The sequence below is a fragment of the Thalassospira sp. Z349TD_5 genome, assembly GCF_056173045.1.
This window is the reverse complement of the sequence record NZ_CM149654.1, coordinates 782,445-804,820: the sequence shown is the minus strand read 5'-3', so window position 1 is coordinate 804,820 and position 22,376 is coordinate 782,445. Positions and strand designations below refer to the sequence as shown.

Annotated in this window: 1 protein-coding gene; it reads right to left on the bottom strand. The window is 55.8% G+C overall.

The features are described 5' to 3' along the window. Positions 1-69: 69 nt before the first annotated feature. Entirely contained in the window at positions 70-22,263 is a 22,194-nt protein-coding gene (locus AC0VXT_RS03495) for a hypothetical protein (RefSeq protein WP_475547515.1), read from the bottom strand. Between the last annotated feature and the right edge of the window lie 113 nt (positions 22,264-22,376).

The following is a 22,376-nucleotide window of genomic DNA, read 5'->3' as shown; positions in this document are numbered from 1 at the left end:
GTGTTGGTCCCCAGAAAACCGGCAATGCCGTCGGGATTTTGTCCCGACGGCACCCGAAATGCGAATTCGTCACCATTCGATACGTTCGACGTTGGAGAATGTCAACTCAGAACCGTCCGAAAAGACGATAGTTCCCGACGAATTGGTAGAAAGTTCCAGATGGTGCTTTTTCGAATCGGTGATTTCACCTTCATCAAGGATCAGGGTCCAGTCACTCGAGTTGATTTTGCCGCCACCTATGCCGTTCAATTCGATTGTATCGGTAGTCCAGCCATTGGCCCCACCATCTACAGAATCATTGCCTTCGCCCATGTTAAAGATGAACAGATCCGACCCACCGTCACCATAAAGCGTATCGTCGCCTATGCCGCCGATCAGGGTGTCATCATCATCCCCGCCAAACAGCGTGTCATTACCATCACCACCATCAAGGGTATCCCGGCCTGCGCCGCCCAGAAGAGTGTCGTCACCTTCATCGCCATACAGCTTGTCATTGCCCCCGCCACTGCTCAGCGTATCGTCACCTGAGCCGCCATAGAAGGTGTCCTTGCCCCATCCGCCGGTCAGGGTGTCGTTATCCGCTCCGCCGTCGAAATAGTTATCGCCGCCGTCGGCAACAAGAATATCGTTCCCATCGCCGCCAAAGAAGCTGTCATCCCCCCAAGTACCGTGGATGGAGTTGTTACCGCCCTCACCCCAGACTTTGTTTCTACCGTCGCCAACATCGATATTGTCATTACCATCCCCGGCATTGACCGTATCATTGCCGCCGCTTGCGGTGATGCTGTCGTTACCGCTGCCTGTCTCGATGATGTTATTCCCACCACCCGCGGAAATCGTATTGTTGCCATCTCCGGCATAAATTTTGTCATTTTCCGAACCGGTGCTGATGGTATCGTTACCAGCCCCCGCCCAGATGGTGTTTTTGCCTTCGCCAGCGGTTATTTCGTTGTTGCCGTCCCCACCAATGATCGTGTCGTCGTCACTTCCTGACGTAATGCGGTCATTGCCCGATCCGGTTACGATGTAATTTTCACCCTCGCCTGCGCTGACGTAGTTGTCGCCATCGCCCCCAAGGATTGTGTCATCACCACTCCCGGCATACAGGCTGTCATTGCCTGCACCGGTTTCAATATGGTTATTACCCTCGTTGGCATAGATGATGTTGTCACCGTCGCTGGCATAGATACTGTCGTCATCGCTGCCGCCAGTGATGTAGTTATTCCCCGATCCGCCATAGATCGTATTTTCGCCTTCACCACCGTGAACGGTATCATTGCCAGCACCGGCATCAATGTAATCGTCACCACCGTCGCCGGTGACACTGTCGTCACCGTCGCCAGCATAGATTACGTCATTGCCATTCCCGGCCCAGATCGTGTCATTGCCGGCATTGGTTGAAATCGTGTCATGACCGCCACCAGAACCGATGGTGTCATTGCCCGATCCGGTTTCGATGCTATCATTCGAACCAGATCCCCAGACAACTTCATCCGCAGCAACCATTTCTTCAATCGTGACGTCAAGAATGGCGGTGGTCGTTGCGGTGTCATCGCCATCGCGCGACTGCACAGAAACATTGAGCTCAAACGTGCCGGAATAGTCACTGGCCGCGGCAATCGTCAGGCCAACCAACTGCGCGGACGTCAGGGTCCAGGTACCGTCACCGTTGTTGGTCCCGGCAGACAAAGTTGCCCCCGACGGCACGCCACTGATGGTAATGCTCAGCGTTTCGCTGCTGTCGGTCACGGCGGCATCGATATCCAGTGCAACGCTGTTACCTTCGTCACCGCTGGCATCCGACACCTCAAGGGTTGGCATGTCGGCAACACCCTCAACATCAACTGTGACGGTATCAGAAACACTTGCGGTATCATCACCATCGGTCGAGGTCGAGGTCACCGTCACGATCAGATCAAACGATCCGCTGTAATCGTCCATCGGTTTGATTGTCAGTCCGTCCAAGTCTCCCGCTGACAGCGTCCAGGTGCCATCCCCGTTATTGCTACCAGCCGACAGAGTTGCCCCATCCGGAACGCCAGAAATCGTAACAGAAAGAACTTCGGACGCGTCACTTAGCCCTGCGTCGATATCAAGTGCAATGTTGGTATCTTCATCACCAGATGCGTCACTTGCATCAAGTGTCGGCGTATCGGCCACACCGGCAACATCCACCGTGATGGCATCGGTGACACTCGCGGTATCTTCGCCGTCGGCCGAGGTCACCGTGACACTCAGATCAAACGATCCGCTATAGTCATCCGCCGGCTTGATCGTCAGTCCGTCCAGATCACCTACCGACAAAGTCCATGTGCCATCACCATTATCGGCACCAGCCGACAGGGTCGCACCATCTGGAACACCAGAAATCGTAACGGAAAGAATTTCGGACGCGTCGCTTAGACCTGCGTCGATATCAAGCGCGATGTTGGTATCTTCGTCACCAGATGCATTAATCACATCAAGCGTCGGCGTATCGGCAACACCGGCAATATCAACTGTGATGACATCGGTGACACTCGCAGTATCTTCGCCGTCGGCCGAGGTCACTGTCACACTCAGATCGAATGATCCCGAATAATCATCCGCAGGGGTGATTGTAAGACCTTCAAGATCGCTCGACGACAGCGTCCAAGTACCATCACCGTTATCGGTACCTGCGGACAGAGTTGCACCGTCTGGCACACCAGCGATGGTGACAGACAGAACTTCGGATGCATCCGTCAGCCCCGCATCAATTACAAGTTCAATCGCACTCTCTTCGTTGCCAGATGCATCTGCAACATCAAGCGTCGGCGCATCTGCAACACCCGTCACATCAACCGTGATTGATCCACTGGTCGTCGCAACATCTTCGCCGTCCGCAGACTGCGCCGTCACACCAAGCTCGAACGAACCGCTAAAGTCATCTGCCGGTGTAATCTTCAGTCCTTCAAGATCACCCGACGATAGCGTCCACGTCCCATCCCCATTATCCGTACCAGCCGACAGGGTCGCACCATCCGGGACACCAGAGATCGTCACTGTCAGCGTTTCCGAGCTATCTGTCAGGCCTGCATCAATATCAAGCGCAATGTCAGAATCTTCAGCACCCATAGCATCTGCAAGTTCAAGTGTTGGCGCGTCGGCAACACCGGCGACATCAACTGTGATCGAACCGGATGTGGTCGCGACATCTTCACCGTCGGCAGACTGTGCCGTCACACCAAGGTCGAACGAACCGCTAAAGTCATCCGCAGGCGTAATCGTCAAACCTTCAAGATCACCCGACGACAAAGTCCACGTACCATCACCGTTATCGGTACCGGCAGACAGGGTCGCACCATCCGGAACACCGGAGATGGTTACTGTCAAAGTCTCGGAGCTGTCGGTAAGACCCGCATCGATATCAAGCGCAATTGCGCTGTCTTCTGAACCGCTGGCGTCGGAAACTTCAAGCGTGGGCAGATCAGCATCACCAATCACATCCACCATTACCGTGTCAGAAACACTTGCGATATCAACGCCGTCTTGTGTGCTCGCCGTAATTTGAAGATCGAAACTACCGCTATAATCAGAAGGCGGTGTAACCGAGAGCCCCGCCAGATCATCCGACGACAAAGTCCACGTACCATCACCGTTATCGTTACCAGCAGACAGCGTAGCACCGTCCGGCACACCGGAGATCGTAATCGTTAAGGTTTCTGAAATGTCGGCAAGACCTGCGTCAATGTTGAGTGCAATCGCCGAATCTTCACTACCAGACGCGTCCAAAACATCAAGCGTCGGCGCATCCGCAATACCGGCGACATCAACCGTGATCGAACCACTGGTCGTCGCAACGTCTCCGCCATCGGCAGACTGTGCCGTCACACCAAGGTCGAACGAACCGCTAAAGTCATCCGCAGGTGTAATCGTCAAACCTTCAAGATCACCTGAGCTCAGCGTCCAGGTGCCATCCCCATTATCCGTACCAGCAGAGAGGCTTGCGCCCTCGGGCACCCCAGAGATCGTGACAGACAGAACTTCACTGGAGTCCGTCAGGCCTGCGTCGATATCAAGTGCAATAGCCGAATCTTCATTGCCAGATGCATCCACAACATCAAGGGTCGGCGCATCCGCAACGCCCGCAACATCGACTGTGATCGAGCCACTCGTCGTCGCAACGTCTTCACCATCCGCAGACTGTGCGCTCACACCAAGGTCAAACGACCCACTAAAGTCATCAGCAGGTGTAATCGTCAGACCTTCAAGGTCGCCCGACGACAACGTCCAAGTGCCATCACCGTTATCCGTACCAGCCGACAAAGTCGCACCATCGGGCACGCCACTGATCGTAACCGTCAGAACTTCCGAACTATCGGTAAGACCGGCATCAATATCGAGTGCAATCGCACTGTCTTCGGTGCCAGACGCATCCGCCACATCAAGCGTCGGTGCATCAGCAACACCGGCAACATCGACGGTCAAACTGTCGGTCGTTACGGCAACGTCTTCGCCATCTGCAGACTGTGCACTGACACCCAGATCAAAGCTGCCAGAGAAGTCATCGGCAGGCGTAATCGTCAGGCCTTCAAGATCACTCGATGACAGCGTCCAGGTGCCATCACCGTTATCCGTACCAGCCGACAGGGTCGCACCATCCGGAACACCGGAGATCATGACAGACAGAACTTCACTGGAATCTGTCAGACCAGCGTCGATATCGAGTGCTATCGCACTGTCTTCCGAACCGCTGGCATCCGACGTTTCCAACGTCGGAGCGTCAGAAACACCCACGACATCAACCGTGATCGAACCGGACGTGGTCGCGACATCTTCACCGTCGGCAGACTGTGCACTGACGCCAAGATCGAAGCTACCTGAGAAGTCATCCGCTGGCGTGATCGTCAGACCTTCAAGATCACCCGACGACAAAGTCCACGTACCATCACCGTTATCGGTACCGGCAGACAGGGTCGCACCATCCGGAACACCGGAGATGGTTACTGTCAAAGTCTCGGAGCTGTCGGTAAGACCCGCATCGATATCAAGCGCAATCGCCGAATCTTCACTGCCAGATGCATCCACAACATCAAGGGTCGGCGCATCCGCAACACCAGCTACATCAACCGTGATCGAACCACTGGTCGTCGCAACGTCTCCGCCATCGGCAGACTGTGCGCTCACACCAAGATCAAACGAACCGCTAAAGTCATCCGCAGGCGTAATCGTCAGACCGTCCAGATCACCTGCCGACAAAGTCCAAGTACCATCACCGTTATCCGTACCAGCTGACAAGGTTGCGCCGTCCGGAACACCAGAGATGGTAACCGTCAAGGTTTCAGAGCTGTCGGTAAGACCCGCATCGATATCAAGCGCAATTGCCGAATCTTCACTGCCAGACGCATCAGACGTTTCCAACGTCGGCGCATCCGCAACGCCCGCGACATCAACTGTCAGACTGTCGGTCGTAACCGCAACATCTTCGCCGTCGGCAGATTGCGCCGTCACACCAAGATCAAACGAACCACTAAAGTCATCCGCAGGTGTAATCGTCAGACCTTCAAGGTCGCCCGACGACAAAGTCCACGTACCATCACCATTATCCGTACCCGCCGACAGGGTCGCACCATCAGGCACACCGGAGATCGTGACTGTCAGCGTTTCGGAGCTGTCGGTAAGTCCTGCATCGATATCAAGCGCAATCGCACTGTCTTCCGAACCGCTGGCATCCGCGACATCCAGCGTCGGCGCATCGGCAATACCCGCTACATCAACTGTGACTGATCCACTCGTCGTTGCGACATCTTCGCCGTCGGCAGACTGAGCCGTCACACCAAGGTCGAACGAACCGCTAAAGTCATCCGCAGGCGTAATCGTCAAACCTTCAAGATCACCCGACGACAAAGTCCACGTACCATCACCGTTATCGGTACCGGCAGACAGGGTCGCACCATCCGGAACACCGGAGATGGTTACTGTCAAAGTCTCGGAGCTGTCGGTAAGACCCGCATCGATATCAAGCGCAATCGCCGAATCTTCACTGCCAGATGCATCCACAACATCAAGGGTCGGCGCATCCGCAACGCCCGCAACATCGACTGTGATCGAGCCACTCGTCGTCGCAACGTCTTCACCATCCGCAGACTGTGCGCTCACACCAAGGTCAAACGACCCACTAAAGTCATCAGCAGGTGTAATCGTCAGACCTTCAAGGTCGCCCGACGACAACGTCCAAGTGCCATCACCGTTATCCGTACCAGCCGACAAAGTCGCACCATCGGGCACGCCACTGATCGTAACCGTCAGAACTTCCGAACTATCGGTAAGACCGGCATCAATATCGAGTGCAATCGCACTGTCTTCGGTGCCAGACGCATCCGCCACATCAAGCGTCGGTGCATCAGCAACACCGGCAACATCGACGGTCAAACTGTCGGTCGTTACGGCAACGTCTTCGCCATCTGCAGACTGTGCACTGACACCCAGATCAAAGCTGCCAGAGAAGTCATCGGCAGGCGTAATCGTCAGGCCTTCAAGATCACTCGATGACAGCGTCCAGGTGCCATCACCGTTATCCGTACCAGCCGACAGGGTCGCACCATCCGGAACACCGGAGATCATGACAGACAGAACTTCACTGGAATCTGTCAGACCAGCGTCGATATCGAGTGCTATCGCACTGTCTTCCGAACCGCTGGCATCCGACGTTTCCAGCGTCGGTGCATCCGCAACACCCGCAACGTCAACCGTGATCGAACCTGAAGTGGTCGCAATATCTTCACCATCGGCAGACTGCGCCGTCACACCAAGGTCGAACGAACCGCTAAAGTCATCCGCAGGCGTAATCGTCAGACCTTCAAGATCGCCCGACGACAACGTCCAAGTGCCATCGCCGTTATCCGTACCAGCCGACAAAGTCGCACCGTCCGGAACACCAGAGATCGTGACAGACAGAACTTCACTGGAATCTGTCAGACCCGCATCAATATCAAGTGCAATCGCACTGTCTTCCGAACCGCTGGCATCCGACGTTTCCAGCGTCGGTGCATCCGCAACACCCGCAACGTCAACCGTGATCGAACCTGAAGTGGTCGCAATATCTTCACCATCGGCAGACTGCGCCGTCACACCAAGGTCGAACGAACCGCTAAAGTCATCCGCAGGCGTAATCGTCAAACCTTCAAGATCACCCGACGACAAAGTCCACGTACCATCACCGTTATCCGTACCAGCCGACAGGCTCGCACCATCGGGAACACCAGAAATCGTGACGGAAAGAACTTCCGACGCATCGCTTAGACCGGCATCAATATCAAGCGCAATCGCACTGTCTTCCGAACCGCTGGCATCCGACGTTTCCAACGTCGGAGCGTCAGAAACACCCACGACATCAACCGTGATCGAACCGGACGTGGTCGCGACATCTTCACCGTCGGCAGACTGTGCACTGACGCCAAGATCGAAGCTACCTGAGAAGTCATCCGCTGGCGTGATCGTCAGACCTTCAAGATCACCCGACGACAAAGTCCACGTACCATCACCGTTATCGGTACCGGCAGACAGGGTCGCACCATCCGGAACACCGGAGATGGTTACTGTCAAAGTCTCGGAGCTGTCGGTAAGACCCGCATCGATATCAAGCGCAATCGCCGAATCTTCACTGCCAGATGCATCCACAACATCAAGGGTCGGCGCATCCGCAACACCAGCTACATCAACCGTGATCGAACCACTGGTCGTCGCAACGTCTCCGCCATCGGCAGACTGTGCGCTCACACCAAGATCAAACGAACCGCTAAAGTCATCCGCAGGCGTAATCGTCAGACCGTCCAGATCACCTGCCGACAAAGTCCAAGTACCATCACCGTTATCCGTACCAGCTGACAAGGTTGCGCCGTCCGGTACACCAGAGATGGTAACCGTCAAGGTTTCAGAGCTGTCGGTAAGACCAGCACCGATATCAAGCGCAATAGCTGAGTCTTCGCTGCCAGACGCATCAGACGTTTCCAACGTCGGCGCATCCGCAACGCCCGCGACATCAACTGTCAGACTGTCGGTCGTAACCGCAACATCTTCGCCGTCGGCAGATTGCGCCGTCACACCAAGATCAAACGAACCACTAAAGTCATCCGCAGGTGTAATCGTCAGACCTTCAAGGTCGCCCGACGACAAAGTCCACGTACCATCACCATTATCCGTACCCGCCGACAGGGTCGCACCATCAGGCACACCGGAGATCGTGACTGTCAGCGTTTCGGAGCTGTCGGTAAGTCCTGCATCGATATCAAGCGCAATCGCACTGTCTTCCGAACCGCTGGCATCCGCGACATCCAGCGTCGGCGCATCGGCAATACCCGCTACATCAACTGTGACTGATCCACTCGTCGTTGCGACATCTTCGCCGTCGGCAGACTGAGCCGTCACACCAAGGTCGAACGAACCGCTAAAGTCATCCGCAGGCGTAATCGTCAAACCTTCAAGATCACCCGACGACAAAGTCCACGTACCATCACCGTTATCGGTACCGGCAGACAGGGTCGCACCATCCGGAACACCGGAGATGGTTACTGTCAAAGTCTCGGAGCTGTCGGTAAGACCCGCATCGATATCAAGCGCAATCGCCGAATCTTCACTGCCAGATGCATCCACAACATCAAGGGTCGGCGCATCCGCAACGCCCGCAACATCGACTGTGATCGAGCCACTCGTCGTCGCAACGTCTTCACCATCCGCAGACTGTGCGCTCACACCAAGGTCAAACGACCCACTAAAGTCATCAGCAGGTGTAATCGTCAGACCTTCAAGGTCGCCCGACGACAACGTCCAAGTGCCATCACCGTTATCCGTACCAGCCGACAAAGTCGCACCATCGGGCACGCCACTGATCGTAACCGTCAGAACTTCCGAACTATCGGTAAGACCGGCATCAATATCGAGTGCAATCGCACTGTCTTCGGTGCCAGACGCATCCGCCACATCAAGCGTCGGTGCATCAGCAACACCGGCAACATCGACGGTCAAACTGTCGGTCGTTACGGCAACGTCTTCGCCATCTGCAGACTGTGCACTGACACCCAGATCAAAGCTGCCAGAGAAGTCATCGGCAGGCGTAATCGTCAGGCCTTCAAGATCACTCGATGACAGCGTCCAGGTGCCATCACCGTTATCCGTACCAGCCGACAGGGTCGCACCATCCGGAACACCGGAGATCATGACAGACAGAACTTCACTGGAATCTGTCAGACCAGCGTCGATATCGAGTGCTATCGCACTGTCTTCCGAACCGCTGGCATCCGACGTTTCCAACGTCGGAGCGTCAGAAACACCCACGACATCAACCGTGATCGAACCGGACGTGGTCGCGACATCTTCACCGTCGGCAGACTGTGCACTGACGCCAAGATCGAAGCTACCTGAGAAGTCATCCGCTGGCGTGATCGTCAGACCTTCAAGATCACCCGACGACAAAGTCCACGTACCATCACCGTTATCGGTACCGGCAGACAGGGTCGCACCATCCGGAACACCGGAGATGGTTACTGTCAAAGTCTCGGAGCTGTCGGTAAGACCCGCATCGATATCAAGCGCAATCGCCGAATCTTCACTGCCAGATGCATCCACAACATCAAGGGTCGGCGCATCCGCAACACCAGCTACATCAACCGTGATCGAACCACTGGTCGTCGCAACGTCTCCGCCATCGGCAGACTGTGCGCTCACACCAAGATCAAACGAACCGCTAAAGTCATCCGCAGGCGTAATCGTCAGACCGTCCAGATCACCTGCCGACAAAGTCCAAGTACCATCACCGTTATCCGTACCAGCTGACAAGGTTGCGCCGTCCGGAACACCAGAGATGGTAACCGTCAAGGTTTCAGAGCTGTCGGTAAGACCAGCACCGATATCAAGCGCAATAGCTGAGTCTTCGCTGCCAGACGCATCAGACGTTTCCAACGTCGGCGCATCCGCAACGCCCGCGACATCAACTGTCAGACTGTCGGTCGTAACCGCAACATCTTCGCCGTCGGCAGATTGCGCCGTCACACCAAGATCAAACGAACCACTAAAGTCATCCGCAGGTGTAATCGTCAGACCTTCAAGGTCGCCCGACGACAAAGTCCACGTACCATCACCATTATCCGTACCCGCCGACAGGGTCGCACCATCAGGCACACCGGAGATCGTGACTGTCAGCGTTTCGGAGCTGTCGGTAAGTCCTGCATCGATATCAAGCGCAATCGCACTGTCTTCCGAACCGCTGGCATCCGCGACATCCAGCGTCGGCGCATCGGCAATACCCGCTACATCAACTGTGACTGATCCACTCGTCGTTGCGACATCTTCGCCGTCGGCAGACTGAGCCGTCACACCAAGGTCGAACGAACCGCTAAAGTCATCCGCAGGCGTAATCGTCAAACCTTCAAGATCACCCGACGACAAAGTCCACGTACCATCACCGTTATCGGTACCGGCAGACAGGGTCGCACCATCCGGAACACCGGAGATGGTTACTGTCAAAGTCTCGGAGCTGTCGGTAAGACCCGCATCGATATCAAGCGCAATCGCCGAATCTTCACTGCCAGATGCATCCACAACATCAAGGGTCGGCGCATCCGCAACGCCCGCAACATCGACTGTGATCGAGCCACTCGTCGTCGCAACGTCTTCACCATCCGCAGACTGTGCGCTCACACCAAGGTCAAACGACCCACTAAAGTCATCAGCAGGTGTAATCGTCAGACCTTCAAGGTCGCCCGACGACAACGTCCAAGTGCCATCACCGTTATCCGTACCAGCCGACAAAGTCGCACCATCGGGCACGCCACTGATCGTAACCGTCAGAACTTCCGAACTATCGGTAAGACCGGCATCAATATCGAGTGCAATCGCACTGTCTTCGGTGCCAGACGCATCCGCCACATCAAGCGTCGGTGCATCAGCAACACCGGCAACATCGACGGTCAAACTGTCGGTCGTTACGGCAACGTCTTCGCCATCTGCAGACTGTGCACTGACACCCAGATCAAAGCTGCCAGAGAAGTCATCGGCAGGCGTAATCGTCAGGCCTTCAAGATCACTCGATGACAGCGTCCAGGTGCCATCACCGTTATCCGTACCAGCCGACAGGGTCGCACCATCCGGAACACCGGAGATCATGACAGACAGAACTTCACTGGAATCTGTCAGACCAGCGTCGATATCGAGTGCTATCGCACTGTCTTCCGAACCGCTGGCATCCGACGTTTCCAACGTCGGAGCGTCAGAAACACCCACGACATCAACCGTGATCGAACCGGACGTGGTCGCGACATCTTCACCGTCGGCAGACTGTGCACTGACGCCAAGATCGAAGCTACCTGAGAAGTCATCCGCTGGCGTGATCGTCAGACCTTCAAGATCACCCGACGACAAAGTCCACGTACCATCACCGTTATCGGTACCGGCAGACAGGGTCGCACCATCCGGAACACCGGAGATGGTTACTGTCAAAGTCTCGGAGCTGTCGGTAAGACCCGCATCGATATCAAGCGCAATCGCCGAATCTTCACTGCCAGATGCATCCACAACATCAAGGGTCGGCGCATCCGCAACACCAGCTACATCAACCGTGATCGAACCACTGGTCGTCGCAACGTCTCCGCCATCGGCAGACTGTGCGCTCACACCAAGATCAAACGAACCGCTAAAGTCATCCGCAGGCGTAATCGTCAGACCGTCCAGATCACCTGCCGACAAAGTCCAAGTACCATCACCGTTATCCGTACCAGCTGACAAGGTTGCGCCGTCCGGAACACCAGAGATGGTAACCGTCAAGGTTTCAGAGCTGTCGGTAAGACCAGCACCGATATCAAGCGCAATAGCTGAGTCTTCGCTGCCAGACGCATCAGACGTTTCCAACGTCGGCGCATCCGCAACGCCCGCGACATCAACTGTCAGACTGTCGGTCGTAACCGCAACATCTTCGCCGTCGGCAGATTGCGCCGTCACACCAAGATCAAACGAACCACTAAAGTCATCCGCAGGTGTAATCGTCAGACCTTCAAGGTCGCCCGACGACAAAGTCCACGTACCATCACCATTATCCGTACCCGCCGACAGGGTCGCACCATCAGGCACACCGGAGATCGTGACTGTCAGCGTTTCGGAGCTGTCGGTAAGTCCTGCATCGATATCAAGCGCAATCGCACTGTCTTCCGAACCGCTGGCATCCGCGACATCCAGCGTCGGCGCATCGGCAATACCCGCTACATCAACTGTGACTGATCCACTCGTCGTTGCGACATCTTCGCCGTCGGCAGACTGAGCCGTCACACCAAGGTCGAACGAACCGCTAAAGTCATCCGCAGGCGTAATCGTCAAACCTTCAAGATCACCCGACGACAAAGTCCACGTACCATCACCGTTATCGGTACCGGCAGACAGGGTCGCACCATCCGGAACACCGGAGATGGTTACTGTCAAAGTCTCGGAGCTGTCGGTAAGACCCGCATCGATATCAAGCGCAATCGCCAAATCTTCACTGCCAGATGCATCCACAACATCAAGGGTCGGCGCATCCGCAACGCCCGCAACATCGACTGTGATCGAGCCACTCGTCGTCGCAACGTCTTCACCATCCGCAGACTGTGCGCTCACACCAAGGTCAAACGACCCACTAAAGTCATCAGCAGGTGTAATCGTCAGACCTTCAAGGTCGCCCGACGACAACGTCCAAGTGCCATCACCGTTATCCGTACCAGCCGACAAAGTCGCACCATCGGGCACGCCACTGATCGTAACCGTCAGAACTTCCGAACTATCGGTAAGACCGGCATCAATATCGAGTGCAATCGCACTGTCTTCGGTGCCAGACGCATCCGCCACATCAAGCGTCGGTGCATCAGCAACACCGGCAACATCGACGGTCAAACTGTCGGTCGTTACGGCAACGTCTTCGCCATCTGCAGACTGTGCACTGACACCCAGATCAAAGCTGCCAGAGAAGTCATCGGCAGGCGTAATCGTCAGGCCTTCAAGATCACTCGATGACAGCGTCCAGGTGCCATCACCGTTATCCGTACCAGCCGACAGGGTCGCACCATCCGGAACACCGGAGATCATGACAGACAGAACTTCACTGGAATCTGTCAGACCAGCGTCGATATCGAGTGCTATCGCACTGTCTTCCGAACCGCTGGCATCCGACGTTTCCAACGTCGGAGCGTCAGAAACACCCACGACATCAACCGTGATCGAACCGGACGTGGTCGCGACATCTTCACCGTCGGCAGACTGTGCACTGACGCCAAGATCGAAGCTACCTGAGAAGTCATCCGCTGGCGTGATCGTCAGACCTTCAAGATCACCCGACGACAAAGTCCACGTACCATCACCGTTATCGGTACCGGCAGACAGGGTCGCACCATCCGGAACACCGGAGATGGTTACTGTCAAAGTCTCGGAGCTGTCGGTAAGACCCGCATCGATATCAAGCGCAATCGCCAAATCTTCACTGCCAGATGCATCCACAACATCAAGGGTCGGCGCATCCGCAACACCAGCTACATCAACCGTGATCGAACCACTGGTCGTCGCAACGTCTCCGCCATCGGCAGACTGTGCGCTCACACCAAGATCAAACGAACCGCTAAAGTCATCCGCAGGCGTAATCGTCAGACCGTCCAGATCACCTGCCGACAAAGTCCAAGTACCATCACCGTTATCCGTACCAGCTGACAAGGTTGCGCCGTCCGGTACACCAGAGATGGTAACCGTCAAGGTTTCAGAGCTGTCGGTAAGACCAGCACCGATATCAAGCGCAATAGCTGAGTCTTCGCTGCCAGACGCATCAGACGTTTCCAACGTCGGCGCATCCGCAACGCCCGCGACATCAACTGTCAGACTGTCGGTCGTAACCGCAACATCTTCGCCGTCGGCAGATTGCGCCGTCACACCAAGATCAAACGAACCACTAAAGTCATCCGCAGGTGTAATCGTCAGACCTTCAAGGTCGCCCGACGACAAAGTCCACGTACCATCACCATTATCCGTACCCGCCGACAGGGTCGCACCATCAGGCACACCGGAGATCGTGACTGTCAGCGTTTCGGAGCTGTCGGTAAGTCCTGCATCGATATCAAGCGCAATCGCACTGTCTTCCGAACCGCTGGCATCCGCGACATCCAGCGTCGGCGCATCGGCAATACCCGCTACATCAACTGTGACTGATCCACTCGTCGTTGCGACATCTTCGCCGTCGGCAGACTGAGCCGTCACACCAAGGTCGAACGAACCGCTAAAGTCATCCGCAGGCGTAATCGTCAAACCTTCAAGATCACCCGACGACAAAGTCCACGTACCATCACCGTTATCGGTACCGGCAGACAGGGTCGCACCATCCGGAACACCGGAGATGGTTACTGTCAAAGTCTCGGAGCTGTCGGTAAGACCCGCATCGATATCAAGCGCAATCGCCAAATCTTCACTGCCAGATGCATCCACAACATCAAGGGTCGGCGCATCCGCAACGCCCGCAACATCGACTGTGATCGAGCCACTCGTCGTCGCAACGTCTTCACCATCCGCAGACTGTGCGCTCACACCAAGGTCAAACGACCCACTAAAGTCATCAGCAGGTGTAATCGTCAGACCTTCAAGGTCGCCCGACGACAACGTCCAAGTGCCATCACCGTTATCCGTACCAGCCGACAAAGTCGCACCATCGGGCACGCCACTGATCGTAACCGTCAGAACTTCCGAACTATCGGTAAGACCGGCATCAATATCGAGTGCAATCGCACTGTCTTCGGTGCCAGACGCATCCGCCACATCAAGCGTCGGTGCATCAGCAACACCGGCAACATCGACGGTCAAACTGTCGGTCGTTACGGCAACGTCTTCGCCATCTGCAGACTGTGCACTGACACCCAGATCAAAGCTGCCAGAGAAGTCATCGGCAGGCGTAATCGTCAGGCCTTCAAGATCACTCGATGACAGCGTCCAGGTGCCATCACCGTTATCCGTACCAGCCGACAGGGTCGCACCATCCGGAACACCGGAGATCATGACAGACAGAACTTCACTGGAATCTGTCAGACCAGCGTCGATATCGAGTGCTATCGCACTGTCTTCCGAACCGCTGGCATCCGACGTTTCCAACGTCGGAGCGTCAGAAACACCCACGACATCAACCGTGATCGAACCGGACGTGGTCGCGACATCTTCACCGTCGGCAGACTGTGCACTGACGCCAAGATCGAAGCTACCTGAGAAGTCATCCGCTGGCGTGATCGTCAGACCTTCAAGATCACCCGACGACAAAGTCCACGTACCATCACCGTTATCGGTACCGGCAGACAGGGTCGCACCATCCGGAACACCGGAGATGGTTACTGTCAAAGTCTCGGAGCTGTCGGTAAGACCCGCATCGATATCAAGCGCAATCGCCAAATCTTCACTGCCAGATGCATCCACAACATCAAGGGTCGGCGCATCCGCAACACCAGCTACATCAACCGTGATCGAACCACTGGTCGTCGCAACGTCTCCGCCATCGGCAGACTGTGCGCTCACACCAAGATCAAACGAACCGCTAAAGTCATCCGCAGGCGTAATCGTCAGACCGTCCAGATCACCTGCCGACAAAGTCCAAGTACCATCACCGTTATCCGTACCAGCTGACAAGGTTGCGCCGTCCGGTACACCAGAGATGGTAACCGTCAAGGTTTCAGAGCTGTCGGTAAGACCAGCACCGATATCAAGCGCAATAGCTGAGTCTTCGCTGCCAGACGCATCAGACGTTTCCAACGTCGGCGCATCCGCAACGCCCGCGACATCAACTGTCAGACTGTCGGTCGTAACCGCAACATCTTCGCCGTCGGCAGATTGCGCCGCCACACCAAGATCAAACGAACCACTAAAGTCATCCGCAGGTGTAATCGTCAGACCTTCAAGGTCGCCCGACGACAAAGTCCACGTACCATCACCATTATCCGTACCCGCCGACAGGGTCGCACCATCAGGCACACCGGAGATCGTGACTGTCAGCGTTTCGGAGCTGTCGGTAAGTCCTGCATCGATATCAAGCGCAATCGCACTGTCTTCCGAACCGCTGGCATCCGCGACATCCAGCGTCGGCGCATCGGCAATACCCGCTACATCAACTGTGACTGATCCACTCGTCGTTGCGACATCTTCGCCGTCGGCAGACTGAGCCGTCACACCAAGGTCGAACGAACCGCTAAAGTCATCCGCAGGCGTAATCGTCAAACCTTCAAGATCACCCGACGACAAAGTCCACGTACCATCACCGTTATCGGTACCGGCAGACAGGGTCGCACCATCCGGAACACCGGAGATGGTTACTGTCAAAGTCTCGGAGCTGTCGGTAAGACCCGCATCGATATCAAGCGCAATCGCCAAATCTTCACTGCCAGATGCATCCACAACATCAAGGGTCGGCGCATCCGCAACACCAGCTACATCAACCGTGATCGAACCACTGGTCGTCGCAACGTCTCCGCCATCGGCAGACTGTGCGCTCACACCAAGATCAAACGAACCGCTAAAGTCATCCGCAGGCGTAATCGTCAGACCGTCCAGATCACCTGCCGACAAAGTCCAAGTACCATCACCGTTATCCGTACCAGCTGACAAGGTTGCGCCGTCCGGAACACCAGAGATGGTAACCGTCAAGGTTTCAGAGCTGTCGGTAAGACCAGCACCGATATCAAGCGCAATAGCTAAGTCTTCGCTGCCAGACGCATCAGACGTTTCCAACGTCGGCGCATCCGCAACGCCCGCGACATCAACTGTCAGACTGTCGGTCGTAACCGCAACATCTTCGCCGTCGGCAGATTGCGCCGTCACACCAAGATCAAACGAACCACTAAAGTCATCCGCAGGTGTAATCGTCAGACCTTCAAGGTCGCCCGACGACAAAGTCCACGTACCATCACCATTATCCGTACCCGCCGACAGGGTCGCACCATCAGGCACACCGGAGATCGTGACTGTCAGCGTTTCGGAGCTGTCGGTAAGTCCTGCATCGATATCAAGCGCAATCGCACTGTCTTCCGAACCGCTGGCATCCGCGACATCCAGCGTCGGCGCATCGGCAATACCCGCTACATCAACTGTGACTGATCCACTCGTCGTTGCGACATCTTCGCCGTCGGCAGACTGAGCCGTCACACCAAGGTCGAACGAACCGCTAAAGTCATCCGCAGGCGTAATCGTCAAACCTTCAAGATCACCCGACGACAAAGTCCACGTACCATCACCGTTATCGGTACCGGCAGACAGGGTCGCACCATCCGGAACACCGGAGATGGTTACTGTCAAAGTCTCGGAGCTGTCGGTAAGACCCGCATCGATATCAAGCGCAATCGCCAAATCTTCACTGCCAGATGCATCCACAACATCAAGGGTCGGCGCATCCGCAACGCCCGCAACATCGACTGTGATCGAGCCACTCGTCGTCGCAACGTCTTCACCATCCGCAGACTGTGCGCTCACACCAAGGTCAAACGACCCACTAAAGTCATCAGCAGGTGTAATCGTCAGACCTTCAAGGTCGCCCGACGACAACGTCCAAGTGCCATCACCGTTATCCGTACCAGCCGACAAAGTCGCACCATCGGGCACGCCACTGATCGTAACCGTCAGAACTTCCGAACTATCGGTAAGACCGGCATCAATATCGAGTGCAATCGCACTGTCTTCGGTGCCAGACGCATCCGCCACATCAAGCGTCGGTGCATCAGCAACACCGGCAACATCGACGGTCAAACTGTCGGTCGTTACGGCAACGTCTTCGCCATCTGCAGACTGTGCACTGACACCCAGATCAAAGCTGCCAGAGAAGTCATCGGCAGGCGTAATCGTCAGGCCTTCAAGATCACTCGATGACAGCGTCCAGGTGCCATCACCGTTATCCGTACCAGCCGACAGGGTCGCACCATCCGGAACACCGGAGATCATGACAGACAGAACTTCACTGGAATCTGTCAGACCAGCGTCGATATCGAGTGCTATCGCACTGTCTTCCGAACCGCTGGCATCCGACGTTTCCAGCGTCGGTGCATCCGCAACACCCGCAACGTCAACCGTGATCGAACCTGAAGTGGTCGCAATATCTTCACCATCGGCAGACTGCGCCGTCACACCAAGGTCGAACGAACCGCTAAAGTCATCCGCAGGCGTAATCGTCAGACCTTCAAGATCGCCCGACGACAACGTCCAAGTGCCATCGCCGTTATCCGTACCAGCCGACAAAGTCGCACCGTCCGGAACACCAGAGATCGTGACAGACAGAACTTCACTGGAATCTGTCAGACCCGCATCAATATCAAGTGCAATCGCACTGTCTTCCGAACCGCTGGCATCCGACGTTTCCAGCGTCGGTGCATCCGCAACACCCGCAACGTCAACCGTGATCGAACCTGAAGTGGTCGCAATATCTTCACCATCGGCAGACTGCGCCGTCACACCAAGGTCGAACGAACCGCTAAAGTCATCCGCAGGCGTAATCGTCAAACCTTCAAGATCACCCGACGACAAAGTCCACGTACCATCACCGTTATCCGTACCAGCCGACAGGCTCGCACCATCGGGAACACCAGAAATCGTGACGGAAAGAACTTCCGACGCATCGCTTAGACCGGCATCAATATCAAGCGCAATCGCACTGTCTTCCGAACCGCTGGCATCCGACGTTTCCAACGTCGGAGCGTCAGAAACACCCACGACATCAACCGTGATCGAACCGGACGTGGTCGCGACATCTTCACCGTCGGCAGACTGTGCACTGACGCCAAGATCGAAGCTACCTGAGAAGTCATCCGCTGGCGTGATCGTCAGACCTTCAAGATCACCCGACGACAAAGTCCACGTACCATCACCGTTATCGGTACCGGCAGACAGGGTCGCACCATCCGGAACACCGGAGATGGTTACTGTCAAAGTCTCGGAGCTGTCGGTAAGACCCGCATCGATATCAAGCGCAATCGCCAAATCTTCACTGCCAGATGCATCCACAACATCAAGGGTCGGCGCATCCGCAACACCAGCTACATCAACCGTGATCGAACCACTGGTCGTCGCAACGTCTCCGCCATCGGCAGACTGTGCGCTCACACCAAGATCAAACGAACCGCTAAAGTCATCCGCAGGCGTAATCGTCAGACCGTCCAGATCACCTGCCGACAAAGTCCAAGTACCATCACCGTTATCCGTACCAGCTGACAAGGTTGCGCCGTCCGGTACACCAGAGATGGTAACCGTCAAGGTTTCAGAGCTGTCGGTAAGACCAGCACCGATATCAAGCGCAATAGCTGAGTCTTCGCTGCCAGACGCATCAGACGTTTCCAACGTCGGCGCATCCGCAACGCCCGCGACATCAACTGTCAGACTGTCGGTCGTAACCGCAACATCTTCGCCGTCGGCAGATTGCGCCGCCACACCAAGATCAAACGAACCACTAAAGTCATCCGCAGGTGTAATCGTCAGACCTTCAAGGTCGCCCGACGACAAAGTCCACGTACCATCACCATTATCCGTACCAGCCGACAGGGTCGCACCATCAGGCACACCGGAGATCGTGACTGTCAGCGTTTCGGAGCTGTCGGTAAGTCCTGCATCGATATCAAGCGCAATCGCACTGTCTTCCGAACCGCTGGCATCCGCGACATCCAGCGTCGGCGCATCGGCAATACCCGCTACATCAACTGTGACTGATCCACTCGTCGTTGCGACATCTTCGCCGTCGGCAGACTGAGCCGTCACACCAAGGTCGAACGAACCGCTAAAGTCATCCGCAGGCGTAATCGTCAAACCTTCAAGATCACCCGACGACAAAGTCCACGTACCATCACCGTTATCGGTACCGGCAGACAGGGTCGCACCATCCGGAACACCGGAGATGGTTACTGTCAAAGTCTCGGAGCTGTCGGTAAGACCCGCATCGATATCAAGCGCAATCGCCAAATCTTCACTGCCAGATGCATCCACAACATCAAGGGTCGGCGCATCCGCAACGCCCGCAACATCGACTGTGATCGAGCCACTCGTCGTCGCAACGTCTTCACCATCCGCAGACTGTGCGCTCACACCAAGGTCAAACGACCCACTAAAGTCATCAGCAGGTGTAATCGTCAGACCTTCAAGGTCGCCCGACGACAACGTCCAAGTGCCATCACCGTTATCCGTACCAGCCGACAAAGTCGCACCATCGGGCACGCCACTGATCGTAACCGTCAGAACTTCCGAACTATCGGTAAGACCGGCATCAATATCGAGTGCAATCGCACTGTCTTCGGTGCCAGACGCATCCGCCACATCAAGCGTCGGTGCATCAGCAACACCGGCAACATCGACGGTCAAACTGTCGGTCGTTACGGCAACGTCTTCGCCATCTGCAGACTGTGCACTGACACCCAGATCAAAGCTGCCAGAGAAGTCATCCGCAGGCGTAATCGTCAGACCGTCCAGATCACCTGCCGACAAAGTCCAAGTACCATCACCGTTATCCGTACCAGCTGACAAGGTTGCGCCGTCCGGTACACCAGAGATGGTAACCGTCAAGGTTTCAGAGCTGTCGGTAAGACCAGCACCGATATCAAGCGCAATAGCTGAGTCTTCGCTGCCAGACGCATCAGACGTTTCCAACGTCGGCGCATCCGCAACGCCCGCGACATCAACTGTCAGACTGTCGGTCGTAACCGCAACATCTTCGCCGTCGGCAGATTGCGCCGTCACACCAAGATCAAACGAACCGCTAAAGTCATCCGCAGGCGTAATCGTCAGACCTTCAAGGTCACCTGAACTCAACGTCCAGGTGCCGTCACCATTATCCGTACCAGCAGACAGGGTCGCGCCATCCGGAACACCGGAGATGGTTACCGTCAGAGTTTCGGAGCTGTCGGTAAGACCTGCGTCAATATCAAGTGCAATTGAGCGATCTTCGTAACCACTCGCGTCAGACACATCCAACGTCGGCGCATCAGCCGTGCCGCCAACATCGACGGTAAGTTCTTCCATCACGACGGCGGTGTCATCGCCGTCGGTGGTCAACACCAGAACGGTCAGGTGGATTTCGCCGCTGAAGTCATCCGCAGGCGTGATCGTCAAACCTTCGAGTTGTTCAGGCGTGAGCGACCATGTGCCATCACCATTGTCGGTACCAGCCGACAGGATCGCCCCGTCCGGAACACCGGAAATCGTGATAGACAGACTTTCACTGTCATCAAGAAGCTCGGTATCAATGCTAAGCGCGATCGCGCTGTCTTCAGAACCACTGGCATTTGAGACATCAAGGGTCGCGCCATCAGCAACACCGGCAACATCAACCGTCATGGTCGAGCTGCTTGATGCCGTTGTCCCGTTGCTTTCGCGGCTGGTTGCCGTCACGCCAAGGTCGAAACTGCCGCTGAAATCGTCGGCTGGCGTGATGGTAAGTCCCGCAAGTTGGCCCGCCGAAAGTGACCAGGTCCCATCGCCATTATCGGTGCCTGCCGACAGGGTTGCGCCATCTGGAACACCGGAAATAACAATTGTGAGCGTCTCATTGCCGCTATCAAGGTCATTGAGTGCCGCAGAAACATTAAGCGAAATCGCGCTATCTTCCGAGCCACTGATATCACCGGCCTCAAGGTCAGGCGCATCGGCAACTTTGGCGGCTTCGACAACATCTTCGACGATGTCGTCAACGGTATCGTCTTGCGTATCCTCGGTCTCGGCAAGAGCTTGTTCCTCCGCCTCAACCTCAGCAGCCTGCTCTACGGCTGGCACGACATCCGGGTTAAGGCCCTCACGGCCTTCACGGCCGGGAACGTCGCGTTCACCGCGCAAATCGGTTGTGTCATTGGTCGAAAGATTGCTTTCGGGCAGGTCAACCGTGCTGAGATCCGATTTAAGCGACACATCATCCGCCCCCGCCGCACCGGCACTGGAATCAGCTGTGTCTGCACCTGTATCGACGTTACGATCAAACTCGACCTGTTCGGCCTGAGCTATGGTCTGCTTTTCGGTGGCTTCAGCAGCCTGACTGCGTTCCTGACGCTGACTGGATGCATTGCGACGACGGAAGGTTTGCTGTTGCTCGCCCTGTGGGTTAAAGACCTGATTGCCGTAGTGGACAGATCCTAATTCCTGATCGGGGACGCTGGGGGCATTGGCCTGATCATCATGCAGCTCGACCAGCTCTTCGCTTTCGTCCCCCTGATCATCACCGCGCAACAAATCATTCGGTGCATCTTCTTGATTGAAGTCACCGTTGCCATTGTCACGTGCGTTTTCAGTTTCGCGAGGATCGTCCGCCATTCACCCACTCTCCGTAAAGTGCGAGATGGATACACCCACCCCACACGTTCTATACATTAGTATAGACTCCCTGATTTAAACCAGAGAAATGTGCGGCCGGGCAGTAGAAATGA

Bases quoted from the DNA above. Each gene is read 5' to 3' on its own strand.
- AC0VXT_RS03495 (WP_475547515.1), bottom strand. From the start codon at position 22,263: ATGGCGGACGATCCTCGCGAAACTGAAAACGCACGTGACAATGGCAAC.